Source organism: Rhodococcus quanlei, assembly GCF_055231015.1.
In genome coordinates, this window is sequence record NZ_JBUYWD010000013.1 from 1 (window position 1) to 17,194 (window position 17,194).

Genomic DNA, 17,194 nt, shown 5'->3' on the forward strand with positions numbered 1-17,194 from the left:
TGCTGATTGTCCGCCACGAGGGGTGAGGTCATCGCTCTGCTTACTTGGTCTAGGTGGAATCGTGGGCGTGCTGACCGATCAGGATGATCGGTCAGCACGAGAAGGTCTCTCGCAGATCAGGACTCGTAGTGGTAGGACCGGATGGCGTACATGATGGGTCGGGCCCCGATTGCTTAGGTTAGGCTAACAGACATTCAGATGCCAGCTCCTTGCGGGTTGGAGGAGAGCTTAGGATAGCCTCGCTTAATGTAATGCCGTCGAAGGCGCCGTGCGGCGTCCGCCGCGGAACCCGGCCGGTGAACAACCGGGGTGACCTGATTTGGGGAGTGCAAGAGATATGCCAGCGTGTGATGCGGCCGAAGAAGTGAAGCGAGTTCCGCTCGAACAGACCGACGTAGCAGGCGGTCTCGTGACCGCCATGAGCGAGGCGATGCTGGCCGGTGACGAGACCTTGTCCGTGCTGGACACCGACACCGGCAACTGGGACACCCGAGCCTGGAGTGACGTGCATGCCCGCGCCGTCGAGCTCGCAACCCGGATGCTCGCCGACAGCCCGCACCAGGAGCCACGCGCCGTCGGTCTCATCGGAGAACCGACGGTCGACCTGATCGCTGGGGTGCAGGGCGCCTGGTTGGCAGGGGCGCCGGTGTCGTTCCTGCCCGGACCGATTCGCGGAGCCGACGAACGGCGCTGGGCCGAGAAGACCTACGCGCGTTTCCTCGACATCGGGGTCGGCACCGTCCTGGGCGGTGGTGAACAACTCGACTTGCTGGCCCAGATCGACGGCCCGCTGCGGGTCGAGCAGGCGACACAGTACGGGGTCGGCGCGGACACCTCCGGCTTCGAAGCCCGAGAGCTCGACCCTCGGGCGCCGGCCGTACTGCAGGGCACAGCCGGATCGACGGGCGATCCCAAAACCGCCGTGTTGTCCGCAGCTGCGGTGCGCGCCAACGCCACCGAACTGATCGCGCGATTGAAGCTGGACCGCACCCGCGACCGGGGGTTCACGTGGCTGCCCATCTACCACGACATGGGTCTGGCGTTCGTGCTGAGCGCCATGGGTTCGGGGATCCCCCTGTGGCTCGTGCCGAACTCCGCCTTCGCCGCAGCACCGTTCAAATGGCTGGAGTGGCTGACCGAGACGAAAGCCACCATCTCCGCTGCCCCCAACTTCGCCTATGACATCCTGGGGCGCTACGGCCGGTTGCTGAAGGACGCAGAGCTGTCGCATCTGCGTGTCGCCATCAGTGGCGGCGAGCCGATCGACCCCGACGCATTCGACAAGTTTCTCCGTGAAACGGCCCGCTTCGGCTTCGACCCGGCGGCCGCCGCACCCGCCTACGGTATGGCCGAGGCGACGTGCGGGGTCACCATGCCTGCGGCTGGGGAGGGCGCACAGTACGACGAGGTCGTGGTGAGACAGGCGGGCGGTGAGGCCGAACCGGTCCGCCGCCGCTATGCCGTCCTCGGTAAGCCGTTGGGTGGCATGGAGGTTCGTATCAGTGAACCCGATATCGACGTGCCGAGCATCGATGGGCGGGACGTGGGGCAGGTCGAGATCCGCGGGACGTCCGTCATGAACGGCTACCTCGGCCACCCACCCCTCGGTGAGGAAGAGTGGTTGGACACCGGCGACATCGGTTACCTGGTGGATGGCCGGTTGGTGGTCTGTGGCCGGGTCAAGGAGATCGTCATCGTTGCCGGGCGAAACCTCTTCCCGGTGGAGATCGAACGAGCCGCCGCCGGTGTTGCCGGCGTCAAGCGGGGCGGTGTCGTCGCCATGGCTCGCGGCGAGGGTTCCGCGCGTCCGGGCCTGGTTGTGGTGGCGGAGTTCCGCGGCGACGATCCCGAATCCGCACGCAATGCGGTCATCGCCGAGGTCGCCTCCGACTGCGGTGTGGTGCCGAACGTGGTCCTCGTCGAACCGGGGGCGGTTCCCCGGACCACATCGGGCAAGATCCGGCGCCTGGAGACCAAAGCCCTGCTCGAGTCGGGGGTTTGGAAGTGACGACAGCGACATCCGTCGAGGGTTTTCGAGAGTTGCTCGATGCAGTGTTCGACGAGGAGATTCAGGCCTGGACCGAAGAAGCCGAGGCGACCGAACGGTTCCCGCGAAAACTGTTGGAACGGTTGGGTGATACCGGTGTTCTCGCCGAGAAATGGGGTGAGGGCAAGACGCCTGACGTGGGCAAACTTTTCGAACTTGCCTTCGCGCTGGGTCGGTTGGGATCAGCCGGTATCAGTGTGGGTGTGAGTCTGCACGATTCCGCCATCTCGATCCTGCGCCGGTTCGGTGGGCGATCGGAAACCCTGGCGAAGGTGGCCGATCAGGCGATCCGTGGTGAGGCAGTTCTGTGTCTGGCGGCCTCGGAGTCGTCCGGTGGTTCGGATCTACAGATCGCGGAGACCGAGATCACCACCGAGGGTGAAGGATTCCGGGTCAGGGGGCGTAAGAAGTTCGTCTCGCTGTCACCGATCGCCGACTACATCCTCGTGGTCGCGCGCAGTGTGGACCACGATTCGACCAGCCGTCACGGCAACGTGGCTCTCGTACTCGTGCCGACGGATGCGGTCACGGTCATGCCACCGTACGCCAAGGTGAGTGCCGGCCCGCTCGATACCGCGGCAGTGGAGATCGACGCCTGGGTACCAGCCGACCACCTGATTGCCCGTGCCGGAACAGGGTTGGCGGCGGTGAGTTGGGGTCTGGCTCACGAACGCCTCTCCATAGCCGGTCAAGTGGCCGCCTCCTGCGACCGGATGCTGGGAATCACGCTCGCCCGAATGCACGAGCGAACCCAGTTCGGTAAGACGCTCATCGACCATCAGGCCTTGCGCTTCCGGGTCGCCGACCTGCAGTCGCGGGTCGACATGCTCCGCTATGCGCTCGCGGGTATCGCCGCCGGCGGGAAGATGGATCTGCGGACGGCCGCGGCCATGAAGGTGTCTGCGGCACGCCTCGGTGAGGAGGTCATGGGGGAGTGCATGCACATCTTCGGCGGGTCCGGGTTCCTCACCGACGAGACGCCGGTGGCCAGGTGGTGGCGCGATATGAAGCTTGCCCGTGTGGGCGGCGGCACCGATGAGGTTCTCTGGGAGCTTGTCGCGGCGTCGATGAAACCCGACGTCGAGGGTTACCGGAGATTCTCGGCTGCCATCAGCTGACCCGCCCCCTGTGCGCGGTTGACGAGTCTCTGCACTCCTTGACCGCGCACAGGTGCCGTCTGAACTTGGCCTGTTGTTCACGTTGTGATGGCACCCTGGGGTCATGGCCGGGCAGCTGATCGTGTCGGTGTCGGGAATTCGTGACGAAACGCGCGAGCACGTCGCGTCGTTCGCGCAGGAGCTGAACGAGCGAGGCGTGGCGTTGTCGCTGCTCGTGGCTCCTCGGCTGAAGGACAAGTACCGCCTCGTCAACGACGCGCCGACAAAATCCTGGTTACGTGATCAGCGCTCGCGCGGAGCCGCCATCGTTCTGCACGGTTACGACCAGGCCGCCACCAAACGTCGTCGCGCCGAGTTCGCGGCGTTGCCCGAACACGAGGCGAGGTTGAGGCTGCTTGCCGCCGATCGTGTCATGGAGCAAACAGGTCTGCGAACCAGGCTGTTCGCCGCTCCGCGCTGGTCCGCTTCCTCCGGTGCGGTCAGAGCGCTACCGTCCGCCGGATTCCGGCTTCTGGCCGGAATGACGGCGATCCACGACCTCGAACGCGGGACGGCGGTGCGCTCGCGGGTGCTCGGCATCGGTGAGGGTTTCCGCGCCGAACCCTGGTGGTGCCGGGCGCTGGTTCTCGGCGCGGAGCGTTCGGCCCGCCGCGGCGGAGTGGTCCGGTTGGCGATCACCGGGAAGCAGTTGGGTAGGAGCGGTCCCCGGCAAGCAATGATCGACGCGGTGGACCTGTGTCTGCATCACGAGGCGACACCGACGGTCTACCGCTGGGATCGTCACCTGACTCAGATGGGCGCAGCCTGACCCTCGTTTCAGGCCAGCCCGTCCAGATGCGCGGCGACGGCTGCTTCCGCTGTTTCGGGTGAGTCGTTGTCGCCGAGCACGAGATGCATGGCCAGTCCGTCGATCAGAGCATGAAGTCGCAATCCTTCGGCGTCGATGTCGCGGTCACTGCTGACCAGGCCTTCTTGCGCGAGTGCCGTGAGTACCGCCACGCAACCTTTCCGCAGCGCCTCGTGTGCGTCCAGGGCGATCGTCCGCAGCGAAGGATGAGCGGGGGACTCGCTCACGAGGGCGAGATTGACTTCCATCTCGCAGCGTCTCGTTTCGTCGAGGGGGAGGACTTCTCCGAGGACTGCCAGTGCGCGTTCGCGGGCGTCAGGAATCGACAGGTGCACGACGATGCGTTCGTGTGCGCGAATGTGCACCAGCTGCATGGAGTAGGCGAGCAGCTCAGCCTTGCTGGCGAAGATGTGCCGGAGCGACCCACTCGACAGTCCCGCCTCGGCGGCGACCTCGCGAACGGACACCGCGCTGACGCCCTCACGGCGGATCACCCGCCACACGGCTTCTGCGATTTCCTGTTGACGTTCATCGTGGTCGATCAATCTCGGCACGAAAGCCATGTTAGCACGAGTGTGTTAGAATCCTGATATTGCTAATACGACCGTGCTAACAAACTGGTAGGGGAACCTTGTGGCACAGCATCGGTACATCGCCCTCGACGTCCTTCGAGGGCTCGCGATTCTGGGGACGCTCGGCACCAACATCTGGATCTTCACCAATGCGGAAGGTCTCGTCGGCTACCTCAACGGAACCGGAAGCGCGACGGGGATGTGGGCACCGATCCAAGACGTTCTGCAGCAGGTAATGCAAGGCAAGTTCCTGGGACTGCTCACCCTGATGTTCGGAATCGGACTCGCCGTGCAACAACGCTCGGCCATGCGTAAGAATGCGCGGTGGCCCGGGCCTTATCCGTGGCGCGCCGGGCTGCTCATGCTCGACGGCTTGTTGCACTACTTTCTGATCACCGAGTTCGACGTGCTCACCGGGTACGCGGTCACCGGCCTGATCGTCGCCTTCGTGCTGACGTCGGGTATCCGAGCGCAAAAGATCTGGATCGTCTGCGCCGCCGCGATCCATGCCGCGATGCTCGCTCTCGTCGTTGCTGCACTGGCCACCGCCGGAACCCCCGACACGGAGCCGCTGTCGCCGAATCCCTATGCGGATGGAAGTTTCTGGGATCTGGTCGTATTCCGTGCGGAGAACCTCGGCCTGTTCAGGGCCGAAGTGCTCTTCATCCTGCCCATGTCGATCGCCCTGTTCCTGATCGGTGCCCGACTCTTCGCCGGCGGCATTCTCGATCCTGAACGCGACCGTCTGCGTCGGCGGTTGATGTGGGCCGGCTTCGGTATCGCCCTGCCACTCGACTTCGCCCTCGGGCTCTTTGGTTCGGACGCAGGTCTCGTACTCGGACGCTACGGAACGGCCCCGATCGTGTCCCTCGCGATCCTCGCGGCGGTAGCCCAGTGGTACGCGAACGGCGCGCAGCCTGGACTCGTCGGCGCAGCGTTGACCCCGGTCGGGCGGACCGCGCTGAGTTGCTACGTCTTGCAGAACTTTCTGTGTTCGCTCGTGTGCTACGGGTGGGGCTTCGGCCTGGCAGCGCGCCTCACTGGCGAAACCGTCGTGCCAGCCACTGTCGCATTGTTCGTGGCTGTGTCCGCGGTACTGATCGTGACATCGACGATGTGGCTACGCCGCTTCGAGCGGGGGCCCCTCGAATGGCTGTGGAATGCCGGCTACCAGCGCCTCGCGGGACGGCCGGAGTCTCGGGAGGCGGTCTCTGTTCCCTGACCGGTACGGCACGTGCTCGCCGGACGGCCTACTGTGCGTTGACCAGTTCGAGTACGACCTCGACGATCAGATCCGGATGCTGCTGCGGAACGTAATGCCCACTGTTCTCGGCCACGATCAAACGCCCATTCGTCGAGGTGGACAACCACTTCTCGTAGGCCGCGCGCGTTGTCTTCTGGGCACGCTGCTCACTTGCGTCGCCGGCGACGATGGCCACAACGGGGATATCGGGCATCGACGACGGAAGCGACTTCAAGGTCGGCGCAACGAGCCGCGTTTCTCGGCGCGTCTGCTCCGCCGTGCGTGGATCACTGTGTTCGTCGAGCAGGGTGCTTCGCAGAGGCTCCGGTATCCCCGTGAGCATTGAGCCCACCGGCCCCCGCCCCGCTTCGAGTGATTGCCGTAGACGCCCGCGTTTCGCAGCGCGAACCTGAAGCCCCGCAGCGAAGTGCATCAGCCGAGCCGCGACAGGACTGGTGAAAATCTTCATGTCCTCGTGGGTTGCATCGACGAGCACGACCGCGTCCACACGTTCGGGGTGCGTGTCGGCGTAGAGCCGTGCGAGCACGCCACCCCAACTGTGCCCGACGATGACGAGCGGGCCAGTGACGTCTGCATCCTCGAGGACCTTCTCGATGTCGCGCACGGCACCGTCGGACGTGGGCTCTGCGTCGCCGCTGTTGCCGAGTCCGACCCGGTCATAGGCGACGACTGTCGTGAACTCTGCGATTCGGTCGAAGACCAATCCCCACGAGCTCCCGCTCGAACCGAGCCCCGACTCCAGGAGCACCGTCGACGGTCCGTCGCCTGCCCGAACCCAGGACAGCCGGCGTCCGTCCCGAACAGCAGTTCCACGGACGAGCGTCGAGAGTCGATCCTGGTCGTTGTGCACAGTCGATCCTGTCTGTCGGGCTTGGTGAAGTAAGGGGCGGAGTCGCGATTCAGACGTCGACGGAAGACTCGGCGGGCAGGGTGCGGAACTCGGTGCCGTCCGGCGCCATTTCGGTGTAGCGGCCGTAGAAGATGCCGGTCGCGTCGTCGGCGATGATGGCCTGGTGGATGGGCACGGCCACGCGTGGTGCGACGGCGCGCAGGTAGTCGATGGCCTCGGAAATCTTCAACCAGGGTGCCGCGGCCGGCAGTGCGAGAACGTCCACCTTCTCTTCGGGGACGAACAGTGAGTCGCCGGGGTGCATGAGCTGCGCCGGGTTGTCTGCGTCACCGAGGAGGTAGGCGGTGTTGTCGATGAGCGGAATGTCCGGATGAATCACGGCGTGCATCCCACCGGTGCCGGTGACGTGCACATCACCGACGTGAAACTGCTGACCCGGACGCACCGCCGTCCAGCTTCCGCCCAGTTGGTCTGCGGTCTGCGGGTCCGAGTACAAGGCCGCGCCCGGATTGGCCTCGACCAGTTTCGGGAGCCGCGCTTGGTCGGCGTGGTCCGGGTGTTGGTGGGTGATCATGATTGCGTCCAGGCCGGTGATCCCCTCGAACCCGTGGGAGAACGTGCCGGGGTCGAACAGGATCGTGGAACCGTTCAACTCGACGAGTACACAACTGTGGCCGAAGTGAGTCAGACGCATGTACCCGAGTATGCCCAATGGTCGTCATCGTTGTCCGGTGCAAGGCGGACACGGGTAGAGCGGTAAACTGCCGAGTGCCCGGTGTTCTACCGGCATCCGTTCAACCACAGGCTCAGTACAACCACCGAGGAGCAGCACGTGGCCCGTGTCGTCGTCGAAGTCATGCCCAAGGCCGAGATTCTCGACCCCCAGGGACAGGCCATTGCCGGAGCCCTGCCGCGCCTCGGCTTCGCAGGGGTCAGTGATGTCCGTCAGGGCAAGCGATTCGAGCTCGAGGTCGACGGCAGCGTCGACGACGCTCAGCTCGAGAAGATCGCCGAGGCCCTGCTGGCCAACACGGTGATCGAGGACTGGACCGTCAGGCGCGTCGAGGCATGAGCGCACGCGTCGGAGTCATCACCTTCCCCGGAACCCTCGACGATGTGGACGCAGCCCGCGCGGTGACGCTGTCCGGCGGCGAGGCCGTCAGCCTGTGGCACGGCGACGCCGACCTGAAAGACGTGGATGCGGTCATCGTGCCCGGCGGCTTCTCCTACGGCGACTACCTGCGTTGCGGTGCGATCGCACGCTTCGCCCCCGTGATGGGCAAGGTCGTCGAAGCAGCCAACGGCGGAATGCCCGTCCTCGGAATCTGCAACGGCTTCCAGGTGTTGTGTGAAGCCGGTCTGCTGCCCGGCGCACTCACGCGCAACGAGGGTCTGCACTTCATCTGCCGCGACGAGTGGCTGAAGGTCGAGAACAACTCGACCGCGTGGACCACCCGCTACGAGGCCGGCGCCGAAATTCTGATCCCGCTCAAATCGGGTGAGGGACGCTTCCAGGCTTCCGAGCAAGTGCTCGACGAGCTCGAAGGCGAGGGCCGTGTGGTGTTCCGCTACGCCGGCGACAACCCGAACGGCTCGCAGCGAGGCATCGCCGGAATCTCCTCGGCCAACGGTCGCGTCGTCGGCTTGATGCCGCACCCCGAACACGCCACCGAGGCCCTCACCGGCCCCAGCGACGATGGGCTCGGTATGTTCTATTCGGTGCTCGAAAGCATCGTCTCTGCCTGATCGGCCGCCCGAGAGATGCGCTGGAATACACTGACCGGTTTCTTGCCGACACCGGTCATGTGGATCCTCGAGTGCCTCCGACAATTACGGCGCGAGCGCCCGCATCGCCAGGTCGACGACAGCATCGGCGTGCGCGTAGTCGAGTGCGAACGTGCCGTTCATCCATCGGTGGAAGATCGGTGCGACGAAGAGTTCGAAAGCGATCGCCGAGTCGACGTCCGGGCGCATCTGGCCCTGCTGCTGCGCTGATCGAAACCGGACGTCGACCTGCGTGAGTTGCGGTCGGTAGATCTGGTCGACTACCTGGGCTTGGAGGGCAGGGTCTTGCAACGACTCGATGGCCAGCGCCCGGAAGAGTGGTTCGACGTCGCGGGAGGTGAACTCGTCGACGGTCGCGCGCAGCACAGTCCGCATGTCCGTGGCCAGGTCGCCGGTATCCGGTAACGGGAGCAGGTCGTCCGCGGAATTCTGTGCGGCCAGGGCGTCCACCACCACTGCACCCTTGGATCGCCACCAGCGATAGATGGTCTGCTTACCCACCCCTGCGCGGGCTGCGATGCCTTCGATGGTGATCTTCGGGTAGGGCTGTTCGCGGATCAGGTCCTGCGTGGCCACCAGGATCGCGGATCGTGATCGCTCGGATCGGCGAGGGTGTTCCGTGGTCATTACCCTACCTTAGATGAATCGAGACGTATCGTCTTGGCGCATCACCAAATCGCTTGACGTGATGACACTACGCTGGCACTCTCATTCGAGACGGAACGTCTCGACAGACGGAAGGTGCCTCGATATGCCCCGTAAGCACATAGCCATGGTCAGCATTCCCGCCCCCGGACACGTGAATCCGAGCCTCGAGATCATTCGTGAGTTGGCTGCGCGCGGTCATCGCGTGACCTACGCGAACGACCCGTCGATGGAAACGGTCATCACAGAGACGGGCGCCGAACTGCGCCCCTACAAGTCGACGCTTCCCAGCGTCAACCATTCCGGGATGTCCGACAAGGAAACGTCCGACCAGTCCTGGGGTGACGACGTCATCGACGCGCTCACGCTGTTCCAGGACGACTACGAAGCGATGCTTCCGCAATTGCGGAAGCTGTACGAGAACGACAAGCCCGATCTTTTTCTGTACGATATCGCGGGCGGTCCTGCCCGAATCCTTGCGCAGGAGTGGGGAATTCCCATGGTGCAGCTGTCGCCGACGTATGTGGCCTGGGAAGGTTACGAAGAGGACATGGCCGAGGTGATCGACGGGATGAAGGCCGATCCGCGCGGGGCCGCGTACTACGAGCGCCAGGACCGATTTCTCGCCGAGAACGGGGTGACGATGCCCGCAGCCCAGTTCTTCGGCCGACCACAACGAGCTGTCGTTCTCGTCGCGAAGTCGATGCAGCCCAACGCCGAGCGGGTGAACGAATCCGTGTACACGTTCGTCGGTCCAGCACTGCCGACGAACAGAAGTGCAGACGGCGGGTGGGTCCGACCCGACGGCGCCCGCAAGGTGCTCCTGATCTCGCTCGGTACTGCATACACCGACAAGGTGGATTTCTACCGGCGATGCGTCGAGGCATTCGGTGGTAGGGACGGTTGGCACGTCGTGCTGCAGATCGGCCGGCAGGTGGACGAGGCGGATCTTGGAGTTGTCCCCGAGAACTTCGAGGTGCGCCGCTGGGTGCCGCAGTTCGACATCCTCCGTCAGGCGGACGCCTTCATCACCCACGCCGGAATGGGCGGGTCGAGCGAAGGGATGTTCACCGGGACGCCCATGATCGCCGTCCCTCAGGCGGTCGATCAGTTCGAGAACGCCGATGCCCTGGTTGCGGCAGGGGTGGGTGTGCGTCTCGACGCCGACACTGCGACCGTCGCCGAGTTGCGGGACGCGTTGGAGCAGGTGACATCCGAGTCGATCCGCAACCGCAGCGCGGAACTCGCTGCCGAACTCCGCGAAGCGGGCGGGGTGGCGCGGGCCGTGGAGATCGTCGAATCTGCGGTGCGCCAGTAGCCACGTCGGGACGAATGGAACATCCGTCCCGTCAGTAGGGACGGATGTCCCGTTCGTCCCGGCGGATGGGCTGCTGCATGATGGCTGCATGCCTTCCACCACGTGGGCCGACGCCCAAGGACTCTGCACCTTCGTCGACGCATCGCCGTCACCGTTCCATGTGTGCGCCACGGTGTCCGTGATGCTCGAGGGCGCCGGTTTCACCCGGTTGGACGAACGTGCGTCGTGGCCCGCCGAACAGGGAAAGTACTACCTGGTGCGGGGCGGCTCACTCATTGCGTGGAGCACCGAACGGGTGAGTCGGACCGCCCCCTTCCGGATCGTGGGCGGTCATACGGACAGCCCCAACCTGCGGGTCAAGCAGCACCCCGATCTGGTGTCGGCCGGGTGGCAGATGGTCGGCCTCGAGCCGTACGGGGGAGCGTGGCTCAACTCGTGGCTCGACCGCGACCTCGGTGTCTCCGGCAGGATCAGCGTGCGGGTCGGCAACACCGTCGAGGAGAGGCTGGTGCGCGTCGACGAACCGATTCTGCGAGTTCCGCAACTGGCAATTCACCTGTCCGAAGACCGCAAGGGCGTGCAACTCGATCCGCAGCGGCACGTCAACGCGGTGTGGGGAGTCGGAACGGAACCGCGTTCGTTCATCGAGTTCGTCGCCGAGAAGGCGGAGGTTCCGCCGGACACCGTGCTCGGCTGGGAGTTGATGACCCACGATCTCGCCCCGAGTGCTGTCGTGGGGACCGATGAAAACCTGGTCAGTGCTCCGCGCCTGGACAACCAGGGGACCTGCTATGCCGGAACCCAGGCCTTGCTGGCCGCGGCAGAATTCCCGGGTGACCACGTGCCGGTGCTGGCGCTCTTCGATCACGAAGAAGTGGGCAGCATGTCCGACCGGGGCGCGTTCTCCGACTTGTTGAGCACCGTGCTCGAGCGGATCGTGCTCGGTCGCGGCGGCGGCCGCGAGGAGTTTCTGCAGGCGATGGCCGGTTCGGTGTGCGCTTCTGGGGACATGGCGCACGCGACGCACCCCAACTATCCGGACCGGCACGAACCCGCGCATCGGATCACCGTCAACGGCGGACCTGTCCTGAAGGTCAACCAGAATCTTCGGTACGCCACCGACTCGGCCGGGGCCGGCGCTTTCGCGGTCGCCTGCGATCAGGCGGGGGTGCCCTTGCAACGGTATGTCCACCGTGCGGACCTGCCGTGTGGCTCCACCATCGGCCCCATCACCGCCTCACGGACCGGGCTCTCGACCGTCGACGTCGGTGCCCCGCAGTTGGGCATGCATTCGGCCCGCGAACTCATGGGCGCGTGGGACGTTCGTGCCTACGCCGACGCTCTCGCAGCCTTCCTGACACCCACCGGGTGATGCGACGCTGATCTTCCCGGGTCCGCGGGCTAGACTTCGTGCAGGCAGCGCGACGCCGAGCCTGCCGTTCGATCCCAACAGGGAAGGGACCTACGCCCAGTGTCTCCGCAGGTAGATACCGTCACGCACGCATCCGAATCCCCCGACGTAGACCAGCCGTTCAAAGAGCTGGGTCTCAAGGACGACGAGTACGCCCGCATCAAAGAGATCCTCGGACGCCGTCCCACCGACGCCGAACTCGCGATGTACTCGGTGATGTGGAGTGAGCACTGCTCCTACAAGTCGTCGAAGGTGCACCTCAAGTACTTCGGCGAGACCACCACCGACGAGATGCGTTCGTCCATGCTCGCGGGCATCGGCGAGAATGCCGGCGTCGTCGATATCGGCGACGGCTGGGCCGTCACCTTCAAGGTGGAGAGCCACAACCACCCGTCCTACGTCGAGCCGTACCAGGGCGCCGCGACCGGTGTCGGCGGCATCGTCCGCGACATCATGGCCATGGGCGCGCGTCCGATCGCGGTCATGGACCAGTTGCGCTTCGGTGCCGCAGATGCCCCCGACACCCGTCGTGTCGTCGACGGTGTGGTGCGCGGCGTCGGTGGCTACGGCAACTCCCTCGGCCTGCCCAATGTGGGCGGCGAGACGGTGTTCGACGCCTCGTATGCAGGCAACCCGCTGGTCAACGCCCTGTGTGCCGGCGCGATGCGCGCCGAAGATCTGCACCTGGCGTTCGCGTCCGGCGCGGGCAACAAGATCATCCTGTTCGGCGCTCGTACCGGTCTCGACGGCATCGGCGGTGTGTCCGTGCTGGCATCGGAAACCTTCGACGAGTCCGAGGGCGCCGAACACGAAGCCGAAGGCGGAGTTGGAGCATCGAAGGGCCGCAAGAAATTGCCGGCAGTGCAGGTGGGTGACCCGTTCACCGAGAAGGTGCTGATCGAGTGCTGCCTCGACCTGTACCGCGAGAAGCTCGTGGTCGGTATTCAGGACCTCGGCGGTGCCGGGTTGTCGTGCGCCACGTCGGAGCTGGCAGCGGCCGGTGACGGCGGCATGCACATCAACCTCGAGCAGGTTCCGATGCGCGCCACAGGTATGACCGCTGCCGAGGTTCTCTCCAGCGAGTCGCAGGAACGCATGTGCGCCGTGGTGACCCCGGACAACGTCGACGCGTTCATGGAGGTCTGCAAGAAGTGGGACGTTCTCGCGACGGTCATCGGTGAGGTCACCGACGGCGAGAACCTCGTCATCGACTGGCACGGCGAGACCGTCGTGGACGTGCCGCCGCGCACCGTCGCACACGAAGGCCCGGTGTACGAGCGTCCGGTCCAGCGCCCGGACTCGCAGGATGCACTGATCGCCGACACCACGAAGAACCTGAAGCGTCCCGAGACCGCGGACGAACTGCAGGCCACCTTGCTGAAGATGATCTCCTCGCCGGCCTTGTGCAGCCGCAAGTGGATCACCGAACAGTACGACCGCTACGTGCGTGGCAATACCGTGCTCGCGGAGAACGCCGACTCCGGTGTCGTGCGCATCGACGAAAAGACCGGTCGTGGTATCGCGTTGGCCACCGACGCGTCCGGCCGCTACACCGCACTGGATCCGTACAACGGCGCGAAGCTCGCACTGGCCGAGGCGTTCCGCAACGTGGCTGTCACCGGCGCGACACCGAAGGCCGTGTCCAACTGCCTCAACTTCGGCTCGCCCGAGGACCCGGGCGTCATGTGGCAGTTCCAACAGGCCGTCCGCGGTCTTGCGGACGGCTGCGCAGAGCTGGGCATTCCGGTCACCGGCGGCAACGTCAGCTTCTACAACCAGACCGGTTCCACCCCGATCCTGCCGACCCCGGTGGTCGCGGTTCTCGGCGTCATCGACGACGTGCACCGCCGCATTCCGACCGGTGTCGGGCTCGAGCCCGGCGAGACCCTGATTCTGTTGGGGGACACGCACGACGAGTTCGACGGTTCGATCTGGTCCCAGGTCGAGCACGGCCACCTCGGCGGAGTGCCGCCGAGGGTCGACCTGCAGCGCGAGCAGTTGCTCGCGGAGATCCTCCTGGCGGGTTCGCGTGACGGCCTCGTCACGGCCGCCCACGACCTGTCCGAGGGTGGTCTGGCGCAGGCGGTCGTCGAAGCAGCACTGGCCGGTGAGACCGGCTGCCGTGTCCTCCTTCCTGAGGACGCCGACCCGTTCGTCACCCTGTTCTCCGAGTCGACCGGACGAGTCCTGGTCGCGGTTCCGCGCACCGAGGAGACTCGGTTCACCGGGATGTGCAGCGCACGCGGTTTGCCGTGGGTGCGTATCGGTGTCGTCGACGAGGGCAGCGACTCCGTCGAAATCCAGGGTCAGTTCTCGATCACTCTGGAGGAACTGCGGACGGCGCACGAGGGAAAACTTCCGGACCTGTTCGGATGATGCGTGGCCGCGCCGGGGCAGCTGAAGAGGCGTGACGCCGGCCCTCGGGTGTACCCGAGGTTGGCGGACCCCGCGCGCCTGCACGGCCCGGTCCTCGACCGCGTGTGGCGTCGGCTCCGACTCGATTTCACCGGTATCGCGGTGGCGACGCTGTTCTTCGGCTGGTCTCTGACACCGTCGCTGCTGCCACGTGACTGGTTGTTCCAGGGTCTGATCGGCGGTATCAACGCCGCGATCGGTTATGCGGTGGGCGTGATCCTCAGCCGGATCGCCCACCGCTTCTTCCTCGACAGCCGTCGGTGGTGGCCGCTGCCGGAGCCATGGTGCTCGGGGCTAAGGGTGTTCGTGGTGCTCTGCTCGGTTTCGGTGTCCGTCGTGATGCTCGTGTATTCGGCGGGCTGGCAGCGTGAGATCGCCACGCTGATGGATGCGGAGGGGACGACCACCTCCGGATACATCCGCACCGGTGGTCTCAGCCTTGTCGTGGCCGCCGCCATCGTCTTGGTGTGGCGTGGCCTGCGTGAGGTGGTGCGGTGGATCGCCGGCCGGTTGATCCGGGCTCTGCGGCTGTCGATTCCGGCGGCGATGATGATCGGCATCGCCGTGGTCACCGTGGCTCTCGTGCTTCTCGTCGACGGTGTGCTCCTGCGCGGGATCTACGCCGGCACCAACCAGATCTTCAGCCTGCACAACTCGACCACCTGGGAGGGCGCGAAGCAGCCCGTTGCGCCCGAGAAATCCGGTAGTCCCGAGTCGTTTGCGCCCTGGGACACGCTGGGATACGAGGGACGCAGCTTCGTGTCCCGTGGTCTGAACGCGCAAGAACTGACGGGTGCCAACGGCAGCCCCGCTCTGGAACCGATTCGTGTTTACGCCGGCCTCGAGACGGCGGAGGACCCGGACGCTCGCATGGACGTGCTGATCGCCGAACTCGAACGCACCGGCGCGTTCGAGCGCAGTGTCCTCGTGGTCATCCCCACCACCGGCACCGGCTGGGTCAACCCCACTGCCGCACAGGCCATCGAACTCGTTCACAACGGCGACAGTGCGTTGGTGGCGAGCCAGTACTCGTACCTCCCGAGTTGGGTCTCGTTCCTTGCCGATCGTGGGAAGGCCGCCGCCGCCGGTAAAAGGCTCATCGATCGTGTCCACGAGCGATGGCTGCAGGAGCCGGAAGAGACCCGGCCGAAGCTGATGGTGTACGGCGAGAGTCTCGGCACCCAGGCCGGCGAGGCCGCGTTCGAATCGATCCGGGACATCCGCCAGACCGTCGATGGCGTGCTGTGGGTCGGCCCACCGAACTCGAACCGCTTGTGGAGTCAGCTGATCGAGCGCCGCGATCCGGGCACGCGTGAGGTCGATCCCGAGTATTCGGGCGGCCTGACAGTGCGGTTCGCCACCGATGCACACGATCTCTACACCACAGAGGGGGAGTGGCTGCGGCCGCGCATCCTCTACCTGCAGAACCCGTCCGACCCGGTGGTGTGGTGGTCTCCGGAACTGCTGTTCACGCGACCGGACTGGCTGAAGGAGCCACCGGGCGATGATCGAACGGCGTCGATGAAGTGGTTCCCGATCGTCACTTTCTGGCAGGTGTCGGCAGATCTGACCAACGCAGCCGGGGTTCCGGACGGTCACGGCCACAACTACGGCACCTTCGTGCTCGATGCGTGGCTCGAGGTTGCCGCACCGGAGGGGTGGACACCCGCCGACACGGAACGAGTTCGCACCGTACTGGACGTGGTACGCGAGAAGCAGGGCCCCGAGAAATGAGGGCCCCAGAAACGAGATCCGGCGGAGTGAATCGGACAGGATCGATCGCGCTGGCCGCAGCGTTGGTGACCTGGAGCAACGTCGTGTTGCCGCGTATGGAGACGTCGGCTTGGCGCCGCACCCTGGTCAACGGGGCAGCCGGAGCGGGCCTGACCGCAGTGGCCGCGAGTCGGTTCCGGCCAGCCGAACTGGGTCTGTCCCTCCGTGATCTCCCACACGGAACGCGCGTCGGCGTCGTGGCGTCGGCCCTCCCGACCGCCGGGCTCCTGATCGCTGCGAGTTTCCCGGCCGTGCGGTCCCGGTTTCGGAGCCGCCAGCCGCGAGACGATTTCTTCGAGTGGGTCACCGTGCACATCCCGATCGGCACCGTGCTCGCCGAGGAACTGCTGTTTCGCAGCGTGCTGTCGGCAGTTCTGCGATCGTCGTGGCCGGACCCGCAGGCGTTGGCGATCCATGCAGCCACCTTCGGTCTCTGGCACGTGCATCCGGCGCGGGCCGCCGGCGACGACGCACTCGGCACCGTTGCGTTCACCGGTGCCTCGGCAGTGTTGTTCGAGGCGCTCCGTGCGCGCGGCGGCAGCGTGATCGGCCCCGCGCTCCTGCACCTCACCGTCAATGTGGGCGGCGCAGTGCTCACTCGCTGAACCGCAGTAGATTGGACCCATGCCTCCTCGCCGCCGTGTCGACCCCGCAGAGCTGCGGACTGCGATCCGGGACGTTGCAGACTGGTTGCGCGACGAGGAACAAGCACCTCCCTCACGTCAGCAACTCGCCGCTGCGGTGCGCCTGAGTGCACGCACCCTCGAACACATTGCGCCGGGTTCCAGCGTCGAGGTGCGGGTACCGCCCTTCGTCGCGGTCCAGTGCATCGAAGGACCACGTCATACTCGGGGAACCCCGCCCAACGTCGTGGAGACCGAACCTCGTACCTGGCTGTCGATCGTCACCGGCCTCCAGCAGTTCGACGAGGCCGTCGATGATGGGCGCATCACCGCGTCGGGCAGTCGGGCCTCCGACGTCGCCCACTGGTTACCGCTCCTGCCCCTCTGAGACGCTTCCTGTGAGCCGCTCCCGACACCGTGACCTCGTCTGTCGATACGTGTCGCAGGGCACCCCGCGACGTGTCGCTCGACACCACTGGCGCGGGGAGTCGCCGTCTGCCCGTAGACTGAGCATTGCCCCCCAGCC

General features: G+C 65.6%; 16 protein-coding genes. 12 read left to right on the top strand and 4 right to left on the bottom strand.

The genetic code is table 11. From position 1 onward, the window contains the following. Window positions 1–418: 418 nt before the first annotated feature. The 3 genes from mbtM (at window position 419) to ACZI8Q_RS12085 (ending at window position 3,973) form a co-directional block, all read left to right on the top strand. Complete coding sequence (gene mbtM / locus ACZI8Q_RS12075) at window positions 419–2,008, top strand: long-chain-fatty acid--ACP ligase MbtM (protein ID WP_463373806.1); 1,590 nt, start codon at window positions 419–421, stop codon at window positions 2,006–2,008. Beyond that, window positions 1,999–3,165: an acyl-CoA dehydrogenase family protein gene (locus ACZI8Q_RS12080; protein WP_463373781.1), complete on the top strand. Its 1,167-nt coding sequence runs from the start codon at window positions 1,999–2,001 to the stop codon at window positions 3,163–3,165. The genes mbtM and ACZI8Q_RS12080 overlap by 10 nt, the downstream gene beginning before the upstream one ends. Window positions 3,166–3,268: 103 nt before the next feature. Beyond that, complete coding sequence (locus ACZI8Q_RS12085; protein ID WP_463373782.1) at window positions 3,269–3,973, top strand: DUF2334 domain-containing protein; 705 nt, start codon at window positions 3,269–3,271, stop codon at window positions 3,971–3,973. Window positions 3,974–3,981: 8 nt separating this feature from the next. Here the strand turns inward: ACZI8Q_RS12085 and ACZI8Q_RS12090 are convergent, their stop codons facing one another. Further along, window positions 3,982–4,566 carry a TetR/AcrR family transcriptional regulator gene (locus tag ACZI8Q_RS12090; protein WP_463373783.1) on the bottom strand — a complete coding sequence of 195 codons (585 nt, stop codon included), beginning with the start codon at window positions 4,564–4,566 and terminating at the stop codon, window positions 3,982–3,984. A gap of 79 nt (window positions 4,567–4,645) precedes the next feature. Between ACZI8Q_RS12090 and ACZI8Q_RS12095 the strand changes: the two genes are divergently transcribed. Continuing rightward, window positions 4,646–5,806: a DUF418 domain-containing protein gene (locus tag ACZI8Q_RS12095; RefSeq protein WP_463373784.1), complete on the top strand. Its 1,161-nt coding sequence runs from the start codon at window positions 4,646–4,648 to the stop codon at window positions 5,804–5,806. 28 nt (window positions 5,807–5,834) lie between these two features. Here the strand turns inward: ACZI8Q_RS12095 and ACZI8Q_RS12100 are convergent, their stop codons facing one another. Continuing rightward, the gene (locus ACZI8Q_RS12100; RefSeq protein WP_463373785.1) at window positions 5,835–6,698 is read right to left on the bottom strand and encodes an alpha/beta fold hydrolase; all 864 of its coding nucleotides are present in this window, start codon (window positions 6,696–6,698) and stop codon (window positions 5,835–5,837) included. A gap of 49 nt (window positions 6,699–6,747) precedes the next feature. Beyond that, entirely contained in the window at window positions 6,748–7,392 is a 645-nt protein-coding gene (locus ACZI8Q_RS12105; RefSeq protein ID WP_463373786.1) for an MBL fold metallo-hydrolase, read from the bottom strand. A gap of 138 nt (window positions 7,393–7,530) precedes the next feature. Here ACZI8Q_RS12105 and purS point away from each other — a divergent pair, with 138 nt between their 5' ends. After that, window positions 7,531–7,770 carry a phosphoribosylformylglycinamidine synthase subunit PurS gene (gene purS / locus ACZI8Q_RS12110; protein WP_070380942.1) on the top strand — a complete coding sequence of 80 codons (240 nt, stop codon included), beginning with the start codon at window positions 7,531–7,533 and terminating at the stop codon, window positions 7,768–7,770. Beyond that, window positions 7,767–8,444 (top strand): phosphoribosylformylglycinamidine synthase subunit PurQ, encoded by a 678-nt coding sequence (gene purQ, locus ACZI8Q_RS12115; protein ID WP_463373787.1) that lies wholly within the window; start codon window positions 7,767–7,769, stop codon window positions 8,442–8,444. The genes purS and purQ overlap by 4 nt, the downstream gene beginning before the upstream one ends. 84 nt (window positions 8,445–8,528) lie before the next feature. Here the strand turns inward: purQ and ACZI8Q_RS12120 are convergent, their stop codons facing one another. Next, window positions 8,529–9,110 (bottom strand): TetR/AcrR family transcriptional regulator, encoded by a 582-nt coding sequence (locus tag ACZI8Q_RS12120; protein ID WP_463373788.1) that lies wholly within the window; start codon window positions 9,108–9,110, stop codon window positions 8,529–8,531. A 61-nt stretch (window positions 9,111–9,171) separates the two neighbouring features. Here ACZI8Q_RS12120 and ACZI8Q_RS12125 point away from each other — a divergent pair, with 61 nt between their 5' ends. From ACZI8Q_RS12125 to ACZI8Q_RS12150, 6 genes are all read left to right on the top strand, one after another. After that, window positions 9,172–10,446, top strand: coding sequence for a macrolide family glycosyltransferase (locus tag ACZI8Q_RS12125; RefSeq protein ID WP_463373807.1), 1,275 nt, complete (start codon window positions 9,172–9,174; stop codon window positions 10,444–10,446). A gap of 88 nt (window positions 10,447–10,534) precedes the next feature. Beyond that, on the top strand, window positions 10,535–11,818 hold the full coding sequence (locus ACZI8Q_RS12130; protein WP_463373789.1) for a M18 family aminopeptidase: 1,284 nt from the start codon (window positions 10,535–10,537) through the stop codon (window positions 11,816–11,818). A gap of 99 nt (window positions 11,819–11,917) precedes the next feature. After that, entirely contained in the window at window positions 11,918–14,233 is a 2,316-nt protein-coding gene (purL, locus tag ACZI8Q_RS12135) for a phosphoribosylformylglycinamidine synthase subunit PurL (protein WP_463373790.1), read from the top strand. Between the two features lie 3 nt (window positions 14,234–14,236). Further along, window positions 14,237–16,006: an alpha/beta hydrolase gene (locus tag ACZI8Q_RS12140; RefSeq protein WP_463373791.1), complete on the top strand. Its 1,770-nt coding sequence runs from the start codon at window positions 14,237–14,239 to the stop codon at window positions 16,004–16,006. 26 nt (window positions 16,007–16,032) lie between these two features. Continuing rightward, a complete protein-coding gene (locus ACZI8Q_RS12145) occupies window positions 16,033–16,650 on the top strand; it encodes a CPBP family intramembrane glutamic endopeptidase (RefSeq protein ID WP_463373792.1) in 618 nt (205 codons plus the stop codon). Window positions 16,651–16,669: 19 nt separating this feature from the next. Beyond that, on the top strand, window positions 16,670–17,056 hold the full coding sequence (locus ACZI8Q_RS12150) for a sterol carrier family protein (RefSeq protein WP_463373793.1): 387 nt from the start codon (window positions 16,670–16,672) through the stop codon (window positions 17,054–17,056). The last annotated feature ends 138 nt before the right edge of the window (window positions 17,057–17,194 follow it).